Annotated in this window: 24 protein-coding genes; 7 read left to right on the forward strand and 17 right to left on the reverse strand. The window is 39.6% G+C overall.

Annotated elements, in window-relative coordinates:
• Window positions 1-95: 95 nt before the first annotated feature.
• The 5 genes from CQ839_RS06575 to CQ839_RS06590 form a co-directional block, all read right to left on the reverse strand.
• Window positions 96-413 (reverse strand): nucleotidyltransferase family protein, encoded by a 318-nt coding sequence (locus CQ839_RS06575; RefSeq protein ID WP_103667479.1) that lies wholly within the window; start codon window positions 411-413, stop codon window positions 96-98.
• A 68-nt stretch (window positions 414-481) separates the two neighbouring features.
• Window positions 482-838, reverse strand: a complete 357-nt coding sequence (locus tag CQ839_RS06580; protein WP_103667480.1) for a DUF86 domain-containing protein — start codon at window positions 836-838, stop codon at window positions 482-484.
• Window positions 838-1131, reverse strand: a complete 294-nt coding sequence (locus tag CQ839_RS06585) for a nucleotidyltransferase family protein (protein ID WP_103667481.1) — start codon at window positions 1129-1131, stop codon at window positions 838-840. Before CQ839_RS06585 ends, CQ839_RS06580 begins: the two co-directional genes overlap by 1 nt.
• A 33-nt stretch (window positions 1132-1164) precedes the next feature.
• Window positions 1165-1377, reverse strand: a complete 213-nt coding sequence (locus tag CQ839_RS24760; protein ID WP_146048704.1) for a hypothetical protein — start codon at window positions 1375-1377, stop codon at window positions 1165-1167.
• On the reverse strand, window positions 1337-2017 hold the full coding sequence (locus tag CQ839_RS06590) for a glutathione S-transferase family protein (protein WP_103667482.1): 681 nt from the start codon (window positions 2015-2017) through the stop codon (window positions 1337-1339). The genes CQ839_RS24760 and CQ839_RS06590 overlap by 41 nt, the downstream gene beginning before the upstream one ends.
• Window positions 2018-2102: 85 nt before the next feature.
• Here CQ839_RS06590 and CQ839_RS06595 point away from each other — a divergent pair, with 85 nt between their 5' ends.
• Window positions 2103-2873 (forward strand): hypothetical protein, encoded by a 771-nt coding sequence (locus CQ839_RS06595; RefSeq protein WP_103667483.1) that lies wholly within the window; start codon window positions 2103-2105, stop codon window positions 2871-2873.
• A gap of 114 nt (window positions 2874-2987) precedes the next feature.
• Window positions 2988-4073 (forward strand): PotD/PotF family extracellular solute-binding protein, encoded by a 1086-nt coding sequence (locus tag CQ839_RS06600; protein ID WP_103667484.1) that lies wholly within the window; start codon window positions 2988-2990, stop codon window positions 4071-4073.
• Between the two features lie 145 nt (window positions 4074-4218).
• Here the strand turns inward: CQ839_RS06600 and CQ839_RS06605 are convergent, their stop codons facing one another.
• Together CQ839_RS06605 and CQ839_RS06610 are read right to left on the reverse strand one after the other, a co-directional pair.
• On the reverse strand, window positions 4219-4782 hold the full coding sequence (locus CQ839_RS06605; RefSeq protein ID WP_103667485.1) for a hypothetical protein: 564 nt from the start codon (window positions 4780-4782) through the stop codon (window positions 4219-4221).
• Complete coding sequence (locus CQ839_RS06610; protein ID WP_103667486.1) at window positions 4779-5861, reverse strand: cell wall metabolism sensor histidine kinase WalK; 1083 nt, start codon at window positions 5859-5861, stop codon at window positions 4779-4781. The genes CQ839_RS06605 and CQ839_RS06610 overlap by 4 nt, the downstream gene beginning before the upstream one ends.
• Window positions 5862-6394: 533 nt before the next feature.
• Between CQ839_RS06610 and CQ839_RS06615 the strand changes: the two genes are divergently transcribed.
• The gene (locus tag CQ839_RS06615) at window positions 6395-6703 is read left to right on the forward strand and encodes a hypothetical protein (RefSeq protein WP_103667487.1); all 309 of its coding nucleotides are present in this window, start codon (window positions 6395-6397) and stop codon (window positions 6701-6703) included.
• A gap of 101 nt (window positions 6704-6804) precedes the next feature.
• A complete protein-coding gene (locus CQ839_RS06620) occupies window positions 6805-8073 on the forward strand; it encodes an NAD(P)/FAD-dependent oxidoreductase (RefSeq protein WP_103667488.1) in 1269 nt (422 codons plus the stop codon).
• A gap of 197 nt (window positions 8074-8270) precedes the next feature.
• Here CQ839_RS06620 and CQ839_RS25070 read toward each other — a convergent pair whose 3' ends face one another.
• The 10 genes from CQ839_RS25070 to CQ839_RS06665 form a co-directional block, all read right to left on the reverse strand.
• Window positions 8271-8465, reverse strand: a complete 195-nt coding sequence (locus CQ839_RS25070; protein ID WP_181016127.1) for a hypothetical protein — start codon at window positions 8463-8465, stop codon at window positions 8271-8273.
• Between the two features lie 108 nt (window positions 8466-8573).
• Window positions 8574-8795 (reverse strand): hypothetical protein, encoded by a 222-nt coding sequence (locus CQ839_RS06625; protein WP_103667489.1) that lies wholly within the window; start codon window positions 8793-8795, stop codon window positions 8574-8576.
• A gap of 37 nt (window positions 8796-8832) precedes the next feature.
• Window positions 8833-9186 (reverse strand): DUF5615 family PIN-like protein, encoded by a 354-nt coding sequence (locus tag CQ839_RS06630; RefSeq protein WP_103667490.1) that lies wholly within the window; start codon window positions 9184-9186, stop codon window positions 8833-8835.
• The gene (locus CQ839_RS06635; RefSeq protein ID WP_103667491.1) at window positions 9183-9410 is read right to left on the reverse strand and encodes a DUF433 domain-containing protein; all 228 of its coding nucleotides are present in this window, start codon (window positions 9408-9410) and stop codon (window positions 9183-9185) included. Before CQ839_RS06635 ends, CQ839_RS06630 begins: the two co-directional genes overlap by 4 nt.
• A 141-nt stretch (window positions 9411-9551) precedes the next feature.
• Entirely contained in the window at window positions 9552-9737 is a 186-nt protein-coding gene (locus CQ839_RS06640) for a hypothetical protein (RefSeq protein ID WP_103667492.1), read from the reverse strand.
• A gap of 222 nt (window positions 9738-9959) precedes the next feature.
• Window positions 9960-11642, reverse strand: coding sequence for a DUF2326 domain-containing protein (locus CQ839_RS06645; RefSeq protein WP_181016128.1), 1683 nt, complete (start codon window positions 11640-11642; stop codon window positions 9960-9962).
• 65 nt (window positions 11643-11707) lie between these two features.
• Window positions 11708-11932, reverse strand: a complete 225-nt coding sequence (locus tag CQ839_RS25970; RefSeq protein ID WP_103667494.1) for an ABC-three component system middle component 6 — start codon at window positions 11930-11932, stop codon at window positions 11708-11710.
• Window positions 11929-12843 (reverse strand): ABC-three component system protein, encoded by a 915-nt coding sequence (locus CQ839_RS06655; protein ID WP_103667495.1) that lies wholly within the window; start codon window positions 12841-12843, stop codon window positions 11929-11931. Before CQ839_RS06655 ends, CQ839_RS25970 begins: the two co-directional genes overlap by 4 nt.
• A 208-nt stretch (window positions 12844-13051) precedes the next feature.
• Entirely contained in the window at window positions 13052-13360 is a 309-nt protein-coding gene (locus CQ839_RS06660) for a type II toxin-antitoxin system RelE/ParE family toxin (RefSeq protein ID WP_103667496.1), read from the reverse strand.
• A complete protein-coding gene (locus CQ839_RS06665) occupies window positions 13357-13623 on the reverse strand; it encodes a type II toxin-antitoxin system ParD family antitoxin (RefSeq protein ID WP_103667497.1) in 267 nt (88 codons plus the stop codon). Before CQ839_RS06665 ends, CQ839_RS06660 begins: the two co-directional genes overlap by 4 nt.
• Window positions 13624-13779: 156 nt before the next feature.
• Between CQ839_RS06665 and CQ839_RS06670 the strand changes: the two genes are divergently transcribed.
• The 3 genes from CQ839_RS06670 (at window position 13780) to CQ839_RS06680 (ending at window position 17663) form a co-directional block, all read left to right on the forward strand.
• Window positions 13780-14031 (forward strand): type II toxin-antitoxin system Phd/YefM family antitoxin, encoded by a 252-nt coding sequence (locus CQ839_RS06670; protein WP_103667498.1) that lies wholly within the window; start codon window positions 13780-13782, stop codon window positions 14029-14031.
• On the forward strand, window positions 14021-14446 hold the full coding sequence (locus CQ839_RS06675; RefSeq protein ID WP_181016129.1) for a putative toxin-antitoxin system toxin component, PIN family: 426 nt from the start codon (window positions 14021-14023) through the stop codon (window positions 14444-14446). The genes CQ839_RS06670 and CQ839_RS06675 overlap by 11 nt, the downstream gene beginning before the upstream one ends.
• 178 nt (window positions 14447-14624) lie before the next feature.
• On the forward strand, window positions 14625-17663 hold the full coding sequence (locus CQ839_RS06680) for an alpha-mannosidase (protein WP_103667499.1): 3039 nt from the start codon (window positions 14625-14627) through the stop codon (window positions 17661-17663).
• Window positions 17664-17711 lie beyond the last annotated feature (48 nt).

The following is a 17711-nucleotide window of genomic DNA, read 5'->3' on the forward strand; positions in this document are numbered from 1 at the left end:
GCTCATTATTCAAAATATATTCAATCTGTAAAAACACATCAGGCAAACTATCAATAGACTTCAACATATCAGATAGAAGTTCACGATCTGGGCGCTTAGACATAGACCAAGCTCTCAAGGATACTACGCGACACATTAGGATTACGAATATGCTGTACACCAGTCAAAGTCAGCACATCCACCCTACGCCCCAAACACTCCTCAAGATAATTACACAACTCCATAAACCGCAAACCAATCGGGCGGTCAAACTCAACCACCAAGTCCACATCACTAGCCAAATCCGCATCCCCACGCGCAAACGATCCAAACAGCGCCAATCTCTTAATATAAAAATTCTGACGTAAATATTCCAAATTTTGCCGCAAACAATTGATTACAGATTCTTTATCTATTAGTAATTCATTACTCATATTGCTGCCTCCGCGCCCTACATTTAAACATCATAAGCGATCGCCCCTTAATAAAGGAAAATCATCACTTATAACCCAACCTCATCACTCAAACTAGACAACATATCCAAGATTACCACTTTCAGCAAAGGCAAAGACTCCTGCACCGTAGACCAAACCACCGCAGTATCAATTCCCCAATACTCATGCACAAAAACATCCTTCATACCTGCAATAGACTTCCAAGGGATTTCCGAATAAAGACTTCTTCGATCTTGGGGAATTTGCTTCACAGCCTCACCAATAACTTCAAATAGTTTCACCACAGCCAAAGTTTTCTCGCGATTCGCATCAAAAGCCTCAAAGTCAATTCCTGCAATAAAACCTTCAATCTCGGCAGTTGCATCTAAAATATCTTGCAAAAAATCTAAAAGACTACGTTTCATTACAAATAAATCACCTCAGCCAAAACCCTCTCCCTAATCCTAGGCTTCAATCCATTACGAGTCACAATATCCACCTTCATCCCCAACAGATCGCTCAAATAATCACGCAACTCCAATAACTTAAACAAACTAGGCGCTTTCTCATAATCCACCAACACATCCACATCACTAGACTCAGTTTGCGAACCTCTTGCATAGGAACCAAACAAACCTAAGCCAGAAATTTGATAATTCTGTAATAACAACGCCTTGCGATCGCGTAAAACCTTTACAACCTCGTCCTTAGTTTTCATTTAATTTCAACCTCCGCGCCTTACATTTAAACATCATAAGCGATCGCCCGAAATTAGATAATCAGCAGAAGATGCGATCGCGTTGAGATAATAACCCTCTCCCCTAGCCCCTCTTCCAGAGGGCAAGGGGAAGCAGATTTTACTCCTCCTCTCCCAGAGGGTGAGGAGGCTGGGTGGAGAGGGAGAAGTTATGCAGAGGTACATATCAATCAAGTCCAGCTTGCCAATTTTTGGGCAGTGGCTCATTACAAATCTGATGAATTTCCGTAATACGATCAAATAGCCAAGGATAATTACGACGATAGGTGGGAATTAACTCCAGTGGTGACAGCAAGGCTGCCGCAGTCAAGTCGGCAACACTAAAGCGATCGCCCACCCAATGACCGTCTTGCCAAAATTCGCTGAGCATCGCGATCGCATCCGCTATTTTCTGGGCAGCGCTCTTTGCCGACTCGGCATTAATACCATATTGCAATCGGACGATTGTAATCACTGCTTGACTCATTAATGAAGGATCAATTTTTTTGCCCTCGTTAGCCCGAAACTGATAGTAAACAAATCTTGCCGCTGTCCCTACAAATTCATCAAAATGATCTTCTAGTCGTAATGCTTCTTTTTGTTGGATAGCATCTTCTAAATAAAGTGGTGGATCAGGTTGATAGGCTTCAAGAAACCGAATAATTTCTGTGGAATCACCGACTACGGCGGGACAATTTTTTTGCTGCGGTAATAGCACTGGCACAGTATATGCACCTGAAAGGGGTTTAACTCGTAAAATATGTAGTCCTGGAGTGAGATTTTCGACTTGATAGGGAATTTGCTTATAACCAAGAGCTAGCCTAGCTTTTCGGCAATAGTGAGAAGTACTGAACTGTAATAAAAGCATAAATCCTATTTTAAATTAGCTAAAAGCAGCAAATCATATGGTATAGTCTCGACTAAATTTTTCACAGTCCACGGTGCTGTCGCCTATGCAAGCCAATCCAGTCTTTAAACCTACAACCTCTCATTCTGGTTATCAGACCTCTCAATCTGGTTATCAGGCTTCAGTACCTGTGACTGTCTATCGAGAACTGGCTGCGGAGCTGCAATCTACTCAAGCAAAGTTATCTTTTTTTCAGTTGCAAAATGAGCAACTAACTAAGCAAAATCAAATGCTATTGCAAGAGTTTGAAGCGATCGCCCAATCGACAGATCGAGTACAAACAATTCTCAGCCAGTCTAATTTACCTGATTCAAAGCTAACTGACGTTTTAGCAGGTATTCGTGCATCTTCGCAAGTTAATCCTGCGCCATCAAGAAGCAATCCGCAGCCCCAAGGTCGCCCTCCTGCGGCTAGGCCTCGTCCTGCTGATAAACCTGCAACACAGGTTAGTCCGCGTAAAGTGGCTGCACAGCAGAAAAACAATGCGATCCAAGAAGCAATTTCTAGAGCAAGACAACTCGCCAGTGATTCGGCAACTCATAATGATAATGAACCAATGGTGAGTGAAGCCTTATATTACGATAGTTCTTTTGCGGCATTTGAAGCCACTGATCCTACGCCGACTCCAAAAACAAAAGTATTGCCTAAGCTAGAAATTCGTGAAGAAATATCTTCTCGTCCTCTCCGCACTGAGTCTATAGAAGACTCCCGCGAAACATCTGGTTTAAGTGGTTGGGTACTGACTGCCACAATTGTCGCGATCGTGCTGACTTCATTCGGTGCAGGCTATTTGCTGATGCGTCCATTTGTAAAATAAAATTCAAATATTCAAATATTAAAGACGACGCTTTGCGTCGTCTTTAATATTTAGTAAAAGCGGCGTTTTGCGCCGCCTTTACTTTTTAATGGGCGATGTGCATAAAATTAAGTCATGGATAGACGTAAGTTTCTAGTTTTAAGCGGTGCGGTGATCGCATCAATTGGGGGATGTCAATGGTCAAATCCTTTTGATCAACGTGAGCGCATCCGCATTGTGGGTTTACTAGGAGCCACACCCAGTAAAGTCATTAGTCAGTTTGAATCAGCTTCTAAAAAAAAGATCGAATTTAAAGCAGAGAATCTACCCTCAAAACTTTGGCAAGAACTGCAAAATTATCCCAGCATCTCTACAGATAAAGCGCCTCAATTAATGAGCATCAGTGATAGTTGGTTGGATCAGGCGATCGCCCAATCTTTAATCCAACCAATCACGCCCAATCTATTAGAAAAAATTCCAAAATGGCAAAAACTTTCGCCTTTTTGGCAACAAAGCGTTACACGCAATAATCAAGTATGGGGCATTCCTTATCGATGGGGAGCAACCGCGATCGCGTATCGCAGTGACAAGCTGAAATTTGAGATTACTCAATGGGCTGACCTCTGGCGACCAGAATTAAAACTAAAACTAACCCTGCCAGACGATGCCCGTGAAGTGATCGGTCTGGTCTTAAAAAAGATGGGGCAATCCTATCAAACAGAGGACTTAGTTGCTCGTCCTGACGTTTTTGCAAAACTTACCCAAGAGCTTAAGAGCATTAACTCTCAGGTCTTAACCTACTCTTCCGATAATTATATGCAGTCTCTATTGGCTGACGATACGCTGGCGGCAGTGGGATGGACTAATGATATGTTCAAAGCCCAAAGGACAAACCCTAATCTCAAAGTGGTAATTCCTCAAGATGGCACAGCACTTTGGAGCGATATTTGGGTAATGCCTAAGGGCGAAGTTGTGAGCGCGGCGATGGAATGGATGAATTTTTATCTAACACCAGAGATTGCTGCTCAGATAACATCGTTAACTGATGCCGTTAGTACATCAAGTGAGTTAGAGCAAGTTCCTGCCAGTGTTAAAGCTGATCCAGTCAAGTTTTTCTCACAAGATATTTTTGCAAAGAGTGAATTAATTGCACCTTTGTCACCATCGACGCTTACGCAGTATAAGGATCTCTGGACTAAGCTGCGATCGGGAACACTTTGAGTAATCCCAACTGTCAGGAGTAAGCCCTGCACTCAAGTGCGGGCTAAAAGCTCAAATCCGTTGAAACGGGTTTATTTTGGCAGTATTCTTTAGTCCACTAAAGTGGACTTGAGCTTTTAGCCAAGAACTTGAGTTCTTGGTTTATCTATTGAGTCGAATCACAAACAGGATCTTCTTGATTTTCTTCGATGTCTGGTGATTCGATCTCAGGACTAGCAACCTTGACATGAGGCAATGATGCACCCTCTAAACCTTTAGTAATTCTTGCTGGGGAATAGTCTAAGGTGACAAACAGAGGATAGTGATATTCACCGCGATCGCTAATAATGCTGCGATGTTTCCAAGGTAAGAGCCAATAGTATTCTTCGCCAAGGGCTACTTCTACTTGTCGCCAGCGTTGCAATAATGCGGAATAGTCCTCGTTTGGACGATGGATAAACACAAAAATTTCTTGACCAGTTTTTACTTTCCAGTCAGGATCGCACATGATCAAGGCAAGATCGCATTGCATTTGAACGTGGCTTTGAGTCAAGTTAGGACTAGTAAACTGGACTACTGGCAATGGAATAGAAATTAAGCTGTCAATGGGGCGACGCAGACTGGGAATCAGCTCAAAATATGGGCGATATTCGCGCAAAAGGGCGATCGCTTCGAGAGGATTGCTGTAATGACTGAGGAGCGAGTCGTACTGAAGTTGAAGATTACTCATGGCGTAATAATGGGCAAATGCACGAAGAATGTAGAACCTGTTTCGGAGTCTAGGTTGGGTGACTTTACGAAGATTTTGCCATTATGGGCATTGACAATATAGTGTGATAGGTATAGCCCTAAGCCACTACCTTGTTTTTGGTGATTGCCTTGACTAAATCTTTCGAACAAGAACGGCTGCTCTTCTAAAGGAACCCCTGCACCTGTGTCTGCGATCGCAATAATTGCCTCGGATTGATTTGATTTTAGGCTAACATGAACGCTGCCTGATTCGGTGAATTTGAGCGCATTACCGATCAGATTATTAAATACACGCAATATTTCTAGGCGATCAACTTTAACGGGGCAAATATCTTCAAGATCGGCGATTAGTTCAAGATTTTTAGAAATAGCGATCGGCTTAAGTTCCTGCACAACTTGATCGATCAGTTCTTTCAAATCCAATGGCTGCAAATTAATAGTTTTACTTCCAGATTCATAGCGATAAACATCTAAGAGCTTATTCACCATTTCCAGCAAATTATGATTGCTGCGTCCCATGATTGTAAGGGCTTCACAAATTTGTGGTGATATTTCGCCTAATACGCCATCTTGGAGCAATCCCAACATCCGATCTGCGGCAACTAATGGTGTCCGCAAGTCATGAGTTAACCGTGAGACAAAATCCTGTCTTTGACGATCAATGCGATCGCGCTCTGCAATACTATGTTTCAAACGCAACAGTGATCGCACTCTTGCTAATAACTCATCAGCCTCGATCGGCTTACGAATAAATTCATCTGCGCCGAGGTCTAAGCCTTTAACTGCATTGGCGCGATCGTAAGCCGTAATTAATAAAATCGGAATAAATGGCAAGTCTTTCATCGCCCTCATGCGGCGAGTTACCTCGTAGCCATCCATTTTCGGCATCATTACATCCAGCAAAACTAAGTCGGGCGGCTCCGACTCAACAATTTTGAGAGCATCATGACCATTTGATGATGTTACGATTTCATACCCTTCTTCTTCGAGTATGGCGCGCACTAAGAAAAGATTATCTGGTACATCATCAACAACTAATAAACGGTCAGGAGATTTCATTCAAACGCTCAATCAATACTGGTTGACTATATAGATGTTGTCATGAAACCGTAATCTATGCAGTCATCCCGATGATAGAAATTGCACAAACCAAAAGGTATTACTTCGCTTCGCGACACGATATATTTTGGTCTATGAGCATTACAAAGTGCTGCTTCTATTTGCTAATAATCATCCCGCATCCAGAAAAATTAAGTAATACCAAAACAAAAAATGGCGTAGCCATTTTTTGTTTTGAAAACCCTTGCTGGGTTTGGCTTTTAATTCACAGAAGTGTTGTCACACTTTTGTGAATTGGTATAATACCAAAACAAAAAATGGCTACGCCATTTTTTGTTTTGAAAACCCTTGCTGGGTTTGGTTTTTAATTCACAGAAGTGTGCCGACACTTTTGTGAATTGGTATAACTTGGTGGAATTAAATGTAGGATAAATTAGCGTCTCGCAACCTATATTTTTTGCCAAATGGATGCGTTACGTTGCACTAACACATCCATTTAGCGACTAAGCCTTCCTACTTATCAACAAAGTAATATGCGCCATTATCTAATCGCGGTCACCGCATTTGTTTTAGCTATCACTGGAATCTCTACGGCATGGGCAGAAGAGAACAAACCTGCGAATCAAGAGAAGAACGAATATCCACAAGAAGTAACCAAGACCTTTCTGAAAGGATGTGGTTTTACTAATAGTAAAGAATTTTGTGTTTGTAGTTTAGATAAATTGCGATCGCAATACACCTTTGCGGAGTTCTTAAAGATCGACACAGCCGCCAGAGAAACAAAGCAAGTACCTCAAGATGTAATCAATATTTTTCAATCTTGCCGAAATGGCAAAATATAAAATAGGTGGCGCGGCGCTTTGCGGAATTTATTAGGAATTAAGCAATGGTAAAATCTAAGGTAGGCAGCGCGAAGCGCCGCCTACCTTATTAGGAATTAAACATGGCAAGCACAGAGGTTGTAGTAATTGGTGGCGGGGCAGCAGGATTTTTTGGCGCAATTCATGCGGCGCAAGCACCTCATACGCGAGTAACTTTATTAGAGGCAGGAAGACAGCCACTTGCCAAGGTGCGAATTTCGGGCGGTGGACGCTGTAATGTTACCCATCACTGTTTTGAACCTTCGCAATTAGTTCTGAACTATCCTAGAGGCGGCAAAGCTTTACGAGGTGCTTTCTCTCGGTTTCAGGCTTTAGATGTAGTGCGCTGGTTTAATGCAGAGGGAGTGAAGCTAAAAACGGAAGCGGATGGCAGAATGTTTCCTATCACCGATGATTCGGAAACGATTGTGGAAGCACTGATGTTTGCGGCGAAAAAAGCTGGTGTGGTTCTTCGCAATAATGTTTTAGTTCAAAAGATTGAGCGTTTAGAGGATGACAAAGGGGATAGCAAATTTGATGTGATTCTCAAAAATGACGAGAATATAATTTGCGATCGCCTATTACTTGCCACAGGTAGCAGCCCATCTGGTTATGCGATCGCGCGATCGCTAGGACATGAGCTGGAACCTCCCGTCCCTTCACTTTTTACATTTAATATTAAAGATTCTAAGCTACATGAACTGGCTGGAGTCAGCGTTAACCCTGCCACAGTTAAGCTGTTAATATCAAATTCTAATCCTGAAAAGAAAAAATCTACTCGTAATCAATTAGAACAATCGGGCGCTCTATTAATTACCCATTGGGGATTGAGTGGCCCCGCCGTTTTAAAGTTGTCAGCATGGGCGGCACGAGAATTGCATGATTGCAACTATCAAGCTAAATTAGCGGTTAATTGGATTCCTTCACTTAAGGTAGAAGCAATTAAGCAGATTTTGCTAAGTGCGAAGACTGAGCAACCCAAGAAATTTATATCAAACTATTGTCCTGTCGATATCTCGTTGCGTCTATGGGAATATCTGCTCGATAAAGCTGAAGTGGAACTAGAGAAACGCTGGGCAGATATTTCTAATAAGGCAATTCAGCAAATTGTGAATGTATTAAGCGCGAGTGAATATGCGATCGCGGGTAAGGGTGTGTTTAAAGAAGAGTTTGTAACTTGTGGCGGAATTCGTTTACAAGATGTGAATTTTCAGACGATGGAAAGTAAGATTTGCCAAGGTTTATTTTTTGCGGGTGAGGTTTTGGATATAGATGGTGTAACAGGTGGTTTTAATTTCCAGAGTGCATGGACTACGTCTTGGATTGCTGCGCAGGGCATTTTACAAGCTTAAATTTTTTCAAGCTTAATTTTTTCAGCGGATTGCCTTATTCATGTTGTTTCCTTTATAAGCCAAAACCAAATGTGAGCATCGAGAATTATCATTTCAGACATTCCCAGTCCTCTTCGTCTACGATTGGGCTAACAATATCGCCTAATGTTTTACCTTTGCCAATCAGGTGGGCAGGTGTTGTGCGTTTGGGCTTTTTGTTATGGATTTCTTGATCGGGTATAGGGGCTTTTTTGAAGTGGAATAGATATAGATTTCAGATATAAGCTAACGATCGCCTGTAATGCTTGACGATGTTCTGGGGTTGCATTTTGATAAGCGTCAGCAATAGGGGATTCGACTTCTAGGGTAATTTGTTTGATCATGGTCTTGTTAGGATTTGAGAGTATTTTCAAATTCTTGTTTTTTGCTAGATATTGATAATCTTAAGCGATCGCAATTTTCCCGTTGTTTTCCTAATTTACATCAAATAATTTTCTAGCTCAGGATATTTAGAAAATAAATTATTTCAGACATTCCCAGTCCTCTTCATCAACAATGGGGCTTACGATATCACCTAATATTTTCACTTTGCCAGCCATGTCAGGTATAGGAAAATGCCGTTTTATTTGTGGTTTGGTTTCTTCTAGGACGGTCACAATAATTCTTGCTGAGGTAATTTCTGGTTGTTCGGAAATCCATTTGATTTGTCCGTTTTCATAGGTTGCTTCATAGCTTTTCAGCATGGTTGTTTATTACCTTAAATTTATGCTTATTTTCTGTTTATTGATGGACTATGACTGAATCTCGTGACATTTCAATCAAAGAATGTTGCTCTAGCAAATGCACTACCTGACCTAGATTTTTAACGAATAATGATTCCAGTTCTTTGTTGCTGATGTTGCCTGTTGTTACTAGCAAAAGCTTGTAAGGCTCTTGGCTGATATAAAAGGAGTCCCAAAAATCAGAATCTTTGGTAATTACAATTCTCTGTTCGCGAATTGAGAGTGTATTAATTTCCGTGTCTGGTGTTGCATTTTTGAGGGCTAATTCTTTGGTATGGATTGCATCATGTCCCATTGATTTTAAAAGATGGGATAAACGCACGGGTAATTGAGCATCAACAAGAAATTTCATACAAGAACCTTGTGGATGCTTTTTATTTGGCTCAGTTTTGTGGCATAGGCTAGGACTGCAAAAATATCATCTCGCTCTAGATCGTCATAGTCTTCGAGGATTTCTTCGGTGGTCATGCCTGAACTGAGAAGTTCTAAGATCATCTCGACTGGATAGCGCAAACCTCTGATGCAGGGTTTACCATGACAGATATTCCAGTCTATTGTGATACGTTGTAACAGCATATTTAGATATTCCTTGTTGAATGGATTAAGACGATTTTACTCTGATTAAATTGAAAGAGATTTTTCAAATTCTTGTTTTTTGCTAGAGATTTAGAGAACGCAGGCGATCGCCTTCTGACCGTTATTTCCTCTCCTCAAGTTCTAACCGATGATCGCTTGGGCAAATGGGATAGCTTCGTCTTGAGATTCTTCGGCTAGGTCAAAGGCATAAATTTCTTCTAGTTCTTCTAGCCGTGCAAGTAGTTTTTGATAATAGTCAAATTCTACAACCACGCTCAGGCGTTGACCTTGAGCATCAACAATGTATTGTTCGCTAATTGTTTGCATTGGTAACTCCTAATTATTGGGGGTGTGTCAATTATATGTAATCTTAGAGATGATGGGTTAAAGCTAGACTGTGAGAGATTTTTCAAATTCTTGTTTTTGGGCAGAGATCAGAGAAAGTAGCCGATCGCCTTCTTGCTGTTCTTTCCTCTCCTCAAGTTCTAATCGATAAGCTTAAAGTGAAATTATTTGTCAGACTTAATTTTAAACACTTTCATGATTGAGCTAAAATCTAATTCCAAACAATCCTCCATCTTCTCCACTATCAGACAATTCAAGTACCTTATAAGGTTGAATATCAAAATTATCTCCAAATTCTTGTGAAGGTATAGAGTCAGAATTGAGACAACAAATATATTGAAAATTAAGTTTTTGTGATTCTCTAGCAGCTAACTGAAGAGCTTGAGCAATTTGACGCTCATCTACCCCATCAAAAATAGTGCTGTCATGGATAAGCATACTCGGACTATGTTCTTTTGAAGCCCAAATTTGAGCAAGAGTTAGGTCGTAGCAAAATATCCCCATTTGATTAACTCCTTGGCTCTGAGATTTATCAATTTCAACATGAAATCTAAAGCCATTTTTATCAACATTCATAATTAGACTGCCAGGAGCTTCATGAATAGCTTCAGAATTAGAATTAAAGAGAGATACAGCTTTTTGTCGAACAGAACTTCTTTCTTGGTAATCAGCATGTGCATCAAGGGCTAGTCTATCTTGTTCTATTCGTAAAGATATGGTTCCCTGCTCAAATTTTTTAAGATTATCAATCCGAGTCTTAATTTCCTCAAGCTTTGTAACTACTAACATATTATGTTGTTGGAGTTTGCTGTACTCGTCTAAAGCGCCGTGAGTCTGTAAAATAGACATTAGAGAAGCATACTCCTGTCTAAACTTAATAATTTCTGCTTCCACTTGTCGCACTTCATTTCTTAATCTCTCGATTTCTGACTTCAAAAAATTCTTGCGATTTATTGTGACTTTCTGGTGAAACTCCTGAACCTCATGGATTTTTCTAGTTACACTTTCGGGCAATAATATGCCAGCTTCTTCATACATTTTTGCGATTGCGTTTTCACCCGCAGGTTGTTCCTCTTGATAGACACTTTCGTAGTATTCAAGCATCTTTCGTGAACTAACATTTTGGTTTTGAAAATGACGAATCCTCTCATGTAATGAGTTTACACGTACTTCTATATCCCTATATTGTTCATGAATTCTAAAATTACTTAACTGTTCTTGTTCTCTAATCACCTGTTCTTCAAGTTGAACTTTAGTTACCTCAAGTTCACCTACACTTCCTGAAAATCCACTGATCAGCCCAGAATTTGCAGCCTTCTTATATTGTGCTAAGCTTTCCATTCTTTCCTTTAGATCGTGCCATTTTTGGGCATGTTCCCAACATAACCCAATCAAAAACGTATGATCTACTTGCTTTTGCCATTCGGTTTGTTTAGGAAAGTGTGTAAAAGGATTACTAAAAGCATCTCTTCCTCTTCTCACAAAGTACGAAATTAAGCTGCGAAAGCTTGGTGAATGTTTCTGTTCGCTAATTTCTGGAGATAAGCCAAACATAAGCCAATTAAGAACTAAACACCATTGAGGTATGGATATCCTTGGCTCTTTTGTCTTTTTGTCTACTATTGGTTTGATAACCCAATCTGACCAATCACCATCTATAACTACATAGCTTGGTTCTTTAGTTTTACGGCTTATAGTAAATCGCTTACCTCCAAGATCAATATCAATTGAAAAAGTATGATCTTGTAGAGCATCTACCATGAGACCTTTTTTCTTAACAGCTTTAGCTCCTAGACAAAAGTGAATAATTTCAATTAATGAACTTTTCCCGCTACCATTCCGAGATTGCTTATGTGTAGAGCTTTCGGATCTCTCAGCAACAATCACATTAAATCCACTATGAAACGTAACATGCTTAAATGTAATGAGATCGGAACGCACAGAGTACAACATTATCCACACCTCTTCAAGAGATTATCCTGAAATTCAATCGCTCCAACAGTGTAGAGAAAGTCAAGAGCAAGAGAAAACCTTTCAAACGTCCCTACCTCTGGATAGCTTCGTATTTTTTCCCATAAAAATGTAACAGTCCTCGGCTTGTTTAATTGCTGTAAAACTAAGCCGCCTAACCAAATGAGAGATCTTTTTGTTTCTATATGCTTTGTAGGTAGGATCATCTTTCAAATATATCGCACAATTGAAAATAATGTGAAACAATGCCAATAGAAGCCCAAAAGAGCTTAGGTTCATTCATCTTTTTAGAAGACACAAACTCAATTAACGAAAAGAATATCGCGTCAGCTTCTTTTATATCTTCCTTTGTAAGTGTACAATACTTATCTGACAATACTTTTGCGACTATTCCAGAATATTCGATATCATAATGATTTTTAGTATAATCTTCCACAATCTTTGTTATAGGTATTGCATTTTTAACTAGTACTTGTATACTTCCACTTAAATTATTTTTGTCTAGCTTTTCTTGAAGCTCTGTTAGCTCTAAGTCTGCTCCAATAGGTTCTACTTTTTGTCGTGTTAAATAGGAGAGGAGAGATTCCACTTCTGCTGCTGTTGTTTCTGATGCAGATTTTACCTCCAAAGAAAAATCTAAAATACTTTCTCTCTCAATCGTAGAGAGTTTTGATATTCTAACCCAAAGTGATTCTTGACTCCAATCATCAATAATAATTTCTGTATTCTCATTTTTTATTTTAGATAGAGTTTTAAGAACTTGAGGAGGGAGTTGACTATGAGCACTCCAAACGAATATCCAGCATTTCATTTCTTCTGCCCAATGTTCTTTCGCTCCCTGAAAATCTTCTTTTACTTTTAAAACTGCCTTTGCTACTGTAGTGCTTTTTTGTAAATTCTCTGGGGCATAGCATTGATAAACTGTGCCTGTTTTTTTAGAAAAACCGTCACATTTCCAATCCCCTTCTTTCCCTGAAGGTTTAATTGATATAAAACTGGTATCGAGTTTGAACATGATTTTTTCAAAAAACGACTGAAATTCAGAACCTTTTTTCTCAAGGCATTTTAATCGAAAAATCATTTCATGAACTCTTAGATTTTTGTCTTCACAACTCATTATTTAGATTCCCAAGTATTGAAATTTTAATGTGATTTTATGTGTATCTATAGAAAGAAATATTTTAGTAGTACTGAATTTTCGCATATTTCTTGCCTTCTATAATTTTTTTTATCATATAAGTAGCCTTTAAAACTTAAAAACTTATATTTTAAGCATAAGGCTTTAAAAGCAGATGTAGTTAAGCGAGCTTCTGATGTGGCGATCGCTAATTTGTATCATTATTTTCACTAAATAAAGAATCTAAATCTCTATACCCACTTACCACTCTGACAATCTCTATGGAATTCTCATTAACTCGATAGAAGATGACATAACCACTCAAAGGAATACCACGCAAAGAAGACTCTATCTCAGTGTAGGCGCGACCAATATGAGGAAAAACTGCTAAATTACGACATTTCTTATTGAAGTCATCAACAAATCTTTCGCCAGCATCAACACTAAACTCAGCAAAATAGTCAAAGATATCATCCAAATCTCGACTTGCTAATGGAGAAATAATGTAGCTTGTCATTGATGATTCTCGCGAGCATTACGAATCCGTTCTTTCAATCTCGCCATCACACTTTCACTGTCCAATCCTTCACCCCGATCTAGTTGAGCTAACCCATCAGCCACCTTATTCCGAGTATCTTGCAGCCATTGCTCGTAATGCTTGTCTCTCTCCTCAAGCAACCGAAATGCTTCAAAAATCACCTCATCAGCAGATCCATACTTACCACTATTGAGCTTCTTTTGAATAAACTGCTCTTGCTCAGCTTTTAAGGCAATACTCATGATTTACATCCTAAGCCATCTAATTATCAGTAATTATACCAAAAACTTTAAAGATGGAAATACTTAACCAATCACCTGATAAGCGCGATCGCTATCACAATTATGGACAAATTGTCTATTTTGTCTATATAATATATAAGAAAAAGAGCTAAAGCTATGCAAATTGTTTCAGCAACAGAAGCCAAACAATCTTTTGGCGCAGTCATCGATAAAGCCCAACGCGAACCTGTGATGATCCGTAAACAGAATCGTGATGTCGCAGTGATTATGTCTATTGAAGACTATCAACGCATTACTCGTACCAACATTCAAGAATTTCAAAAATTTAGAGATAGCATTGGAAAAAAGGCGCAAAAACGTGGCTTAACAGAAGACAAGTTAAATGAACTATTAAGTGATGATCAATAGTTCTATGCGTTTAGTTCTCGATACAAATGTCTTAGTCAGCGCCATTTTATCCCCAGTATCTATTTCAGCTAAAATTCTAAATTGGGGAGAAGACAATGGCGTTATTTTATACTCCACTGCCACTCTCACCGAAGTTTTATCTGTTTTAGGACGCTCAAAATTTTCTAAATATATTGATCCCGCCGATATTGATGGATTATCTATCCGCATTAAAACTACATGGTTATTTGTCGAGATTTTAAATCAAGTCCAATTATGTCGAGATCCAAAAGACGATAAATTTATCGACTTAGCGCTAAATGGCGATGCTTCTCATCTGATTACTGGAGACAGTGATTTACTTGTATTGAACCCAATTGAAAATACTTCAGTCATCGATCCACGTACTTTCTTGGATGAGATCCTCAAACTTTAAAAGTATAATCTCTCGAACGATCACCTGATATCGCGATCGCTGTTTTAGTCGATAAGGAATAGGCGATCGCATCAAAACTCATGACAATGAAATAGATCTCAAGGGGCTTAATTGGTGGTATCTAAATGAGTAAACTGGTTTAAGTAACATCTAACTCGAATTTGGAGACATAGACTGAATGGTTGATTTAGTAAAAAATCTGACTGAGGTTATCGATCAATTAAAAATGCGATCGCGTTTATCTATACTCAGCAATTGGCAAAGAGAAAATGAACAAGGTACTTGGGAGACTCTGCCAACGGTAAGCTCTAAGCAAAATAAGCCGATGGTAGCCTTCTTGCAATTCGAGCAAAACATTCATCTAAAGCAAGTTTGGCAAGTACCAGAGAGCTACGCAGGATTATCGATCATCGGCTCCACCATTCGGCTAAATTTAATATGGTGGGTGGATATTTGTGAGGTGTGGATTAATGGCAATAAAGCCCAAGAAGGGGATTTATTTGATCAGAAATGTCGGATTTTATTAACTAATCATGCGGAACCTCTCGATGAATTTATTCTAGAAATCAAGCTGAATAGTCCTAAACACGATATAGGTGCATTACAACTTTCAGAATTAATCTTTGAATATTTGTGTCAACCATGCGATCCTGATCAGTTAGCGATCGAATTAGAAATTCTCCAGACTTATATTCCAATTTTTACTAGGCATCAAGTTGATTTACAACCTCTTGAAACTGCCGCGAATAGATTACTTAATCTATTTGCAATGTCTGCATCGATTACAAGTGAAAGCTTTTTCGAGCAACTAGCAGAAATCCGCAAACCGCTTCTGCAATATAGTGGATTTCTCAAACAGCGTCAGATTTATATGTTGGGAAATTCGCATATTGATGTGGCTTGGTTATGGGCGATCGCAGAAACCAAAAATGCAATGCAACGCACATTCACATCGGCTTTAAACCTTCAAGAGCGTTACCCAGAATTAATCTTTAATCAAAGTACGGCTGTCTCTTACCAATGGATGGAACGCGAATATCCTGAATTATTTGCCCGTATTCAATCTGCCGTGGCAGAGGGTAAATGGGAACTGATCGGCGGCATGTGGGTGGAGCCAGATGGGAACTTGCCGAGCGGAGAGTCTTTGATTAGACAAATTCTCTATGGTCAAGAATATTTTCGGGAGAAATTTAATAAAGAGGTCAAAATCGCATGGTTGCCAGACACCTTTGGGTTTCATTGGCAAATGCCGCAGATCCTTTTAAAAAGTGGCTTTGAAGCATTTGTCACGCAAAAACTAATGTGGAATGACACTAACAAATTCCCGCATCAAATTTTTTGGTGGGAAGGTGTGGATGGAAGTCGTATCTTTACTTATTTTAGTAATGAGATTGGGCTGGGACTAGAGCCAGTCGCGATCGCAAAATATCTTGCTACTCAAGAAGAAAAACACGATATCCCTGAGACGGCATGGCTTTATGGTGTTGGCGATCATGGTGGTGGCCCAACTGCGGATATGCTCGACATGGGACGCAAGTGGGCAGATTCACCTTTATTCTTTGAGATACAGCCCAGCACATTAGAGGATTTTCTATTAAATCTCAAAGAGAAATTACCCACAGATTTACCAGTTTGGCAAGATGAACTCTATTTAGAATTTCATCGCGGCACATTTACCTCCAAAGCCGAACAAAAACGCCAAAATCGACAGGTTGAAGTCCTAATCGGTAATGCTGAGAAATATAGCGCGATCGCAGCTTTAATTACAAATATTGCCTATCCTCAAACTCAATTAGAGAATGCTTGGCAAGGATTATTACTCAATCAATTTCATGATATTTTGCCTGGGACATCGATAAGTGATGTTTTTGACGATGCCGATCGCACTTGGACTGAGGTAAGAGAAATTTGCGATCGCCTTCTTCCTATTGACATCCAAGAAAATACTAATTTGCAAGCATGGAATTTTCTCAACTGGCAGCGATCGCAATTAATCAAAAAGCCAGACGGTTCATTTTGTTGGCTAGCGAATATTCCTAGCTTTGGATTTGCAGAGATGGAATCTGTAGAAGTTTTCGAGACAAATGAGCCTTTAAGTATTATTTCGGATAGTGAAAAGTTCTATCTAGAGAATAGATATCTTAAAGTCGAGGTTGAGCTTAAAACGGGTGCGATCGCGCAAATATTTGACAAGCGATCGCAAAAAGCGATCTTGCAATCACCTAGTACCCTCCAGTTCTTTGAAGACAAGGGACAATATTGGGATGCATGGAATATTGATCCAAATTATGAAAGTAAAAAATTAGAATCGACAACGCTCGAATCAATTGAGATTTCTAGCAATAGCAGCCTCCAAGTATCAGTCCGCACTGTCCAAAAGTTTCGTGATTCAACCGTCATCCAAGAGGTTCAACTATCAGCCTTTGAGCCATTTATTACTGTTAAGAATTGGGTTGATTGGCAAGAGGAATACACCTTAGTCAAGGTAGCCTTTCCTGTAAACTGGCGATCGCCCTATGCTACTTACGAAATCCCAATGGGAACGATTCAGCGTAGTACACTTGACGAAACACCCGAATCAAAAGCCAAATGGGAAGTCCCTGCTCAATATTGGGCAGATATTGCGGTTTCTCCAATCCCAGAGAGTTTGCTCCCGCCGCAGGCGGGAGCAAACACTGGGGTTGGTTTGAGTGTTCTCAATGATAGTAAGTATGGCTATGACGCAAAGCCTGACTGTTTACGTTTAACTTTGCTGCGTAGTCCTAACTGGCCCAGCCCAAATAGCGATCGCGGTCATCATGAATTTACCTATCGCTTAGTTCCCCATCAAGGTGATTGGCGAGAAGCAAACATTGTCCAACTTGCTCAAGAGTTAAACAATCCTCTTGTTTTACAACATTCTCCAATTCCAAATTTATCAATTCCAAACAAGCAACAAAGTTTTTTACAAGTTTCTGCCCCCAATATTATTCTCTCAGCTTTTAAGCGATCGCAGGATCAATCAGGCTGGATTATGCGTTTTTATGAGGCGCATGGGCAAACAACTGAGACAGAAATTGAAATTTCACTCGATTTATTACAAGCAGAGAATATTTGGGAATGCGATTTGATGGAAAACAAGAATATTCTACTAACCATAGTTAAAGGTGCTTCCAATCACTTACAAGTTATATTTAAGCCCTATGAAATTAAAACTTTTTTCTGGCTACACAAATAAAAAAGAAATGAATAGCGGCGCGAAGCCGCTATTCATTTCTTGGGGCTA

Origin of the sequence: Pseudanabaena sp. BC1403, assembly GCF_002914585.1 — a bacterium.
Lineage (GTDB): Bacteria > Cyanobacteriota > Cyanobacteriia > Pseudanabaenales > Pseudanabaenaceae > Pseudanabaena.

Excerpts from the sequence above, each read along its gene's own strand:
- CQ839_RS06575 (WP_103667479.1), bottom strand. The coding sequence starts at position 413 with ATGAGTAATGAATTACTAATAGATAAAGAATCTGTAATCAATTGTTTG.
- CQ839_RS06580 (WP_103667480.1), bottom strand. The coding sequence starts at position 838 with ATGAAACGTAGTCTTTTAGATTTTTTGCAAGATATTTTAGATGCAACT.
- CQ839_RS06585 (WP_103667481.1), bottom strand. The coding sequence starts at position 1,131 with ATGAAAACTAAGGACGAGGTTGTAAAGGTTTTACGCGATCGCAAGGCG.
- CQ839_RS24760 (WP_146048704.1), bottom strand. The coding sequence starts at position 1,377 with ATGAGCCACTGCCCAAAAATTGGCAAGCTGGACTTGATTGATATGTAC.
- CQ839_RS06590 (WP_103667482.1), bottom strand. The coding sequence starts at position 2,017 with ATGCTTTTATTACAGTTCAGTACTTCTCACTATTGCCGAAAAGCTAGG.
- CQ839_RS06595 (WP_103667483.1), top strand. The coding sequence starts at position 2,103 with ATGCAAGCCAATCCAGTCTTTAAACCTACAACCTCTCATTCTGGTTAT.
- CQ839_RS06600 (WP_103667484.1), top strand. The coding sequence starts at position 2,988 with ATGGATAGACGTAAGTTTCTAGTTTTAAGCGGTGCGGTGATCGCATCA.
- CQ839_RS06605 (WP_103667485.1), bottom strand. The coding sequence starts at position 4,782 with ATGAGTAATCTTCAACTTCAGTACGACTCGCTCCTCAGTCATTACAGC.
- CQ839_RS06610 (WP_103667486.1), bottom strand. The coding sequence starts at position 5,861 with ATGAAATCTCCTGACCGTTTATTAGTTGTTGATGATGTACCAGATAAT.
- CQ839_RS06615 (WP_103667487.1), top strand. The coding sequence starts at position 6,395 with ATGCGCCATTATCTAATCGCGGTCACCGCATTTGTTTTAGCTATCACT.
- CQ839_RS06620 (WP_103667488.1), top strand. The coding sequence starts at position 6,805 with ATGGCAAGCACAGAGGTTGTAGTAATTGGTGGCGGGGCAGCAGGATTT.
- CQ839_RS06625 (WP_103667489.1), bottom strand. The coding sequence starts at position 8,795 with ATGCTGAAAAGCTATGAAGCAACCTATGAAAACGGACAAATCAAATGG.
- CQ839_RS06630 (WP_103667490.1), bottom strand. The coding sequence starts at position 9,186 with ATGAAATTTCTTGTTGATGCTCAATTACCCGTGCGTTTATCCCATCTT.
- CQ839_RS06635 (WP_103667491.1), bottom strand. The coding sequence starts at position 9,410 with ATGCTGTTACAACGTATCACAATAGACTGGAATATCTGTCATGGTAAA.
- CQ839_RS06640 (WP_103667492.1), bottom strand. The coding sequence starts at position 9,737 with ATGCAAACAATTAGCGAACAATACATTGTTGATGCTCAAGGTCAACGC.
- CQ839_RS25970 (WP_103667494.1), bottom strand. The coding sequence starts at position 11,932 with ATGATCCTACCTACAAAGCATATAGAAACAAAAAGATCTCTCATTTGG.
- CQ839_RS06655 (WP_103667495.1), bottom strand. The coding sequence starts at position 12,843 with ATGAGTTGTGAAGACAAAAATCTAAGAGTTCATGAAATGATTTTTCGA.
- CQ839_RS06660 (WP_103667496.1), bottom strand. The coding sequence starts at position 13,360 with ATGACAAGCTACATTATTTCTCCATTAGCAAGTCGAGATTTGGATGAT.
- CQ839_RS06665 (WP_103667497.1), bottom strand. The coding sequence starts at position 13,623 with ATGAGTATTGCCTTAAAAGCTGAGCAAGAGCAGTTTATTCAAAAGAAG.
- CQ839_RS06670 (WP_103667498.1), top strand. The coding sequence starts at position 13,780 with ATGCAAATTGTTTCAGCAACAGAAGCCAAACAATCTTTTGGCGCAGTC.
- CQ839_RS06675 (WP_181016129.1), top strand. The coding sequence starts at position 14,021 with ATGATCAATAGTTCTATGCGTTTAGTTCTCGATACAAATGTCTTAGTC.
- CQ839_RS06680 (WP_103667499.1), top strand. The coding sequence starts at position 14,625 with ATGGTTGATTTAGTAAAAAATCTGACTGAGGTTATCGATCAATTAAAA.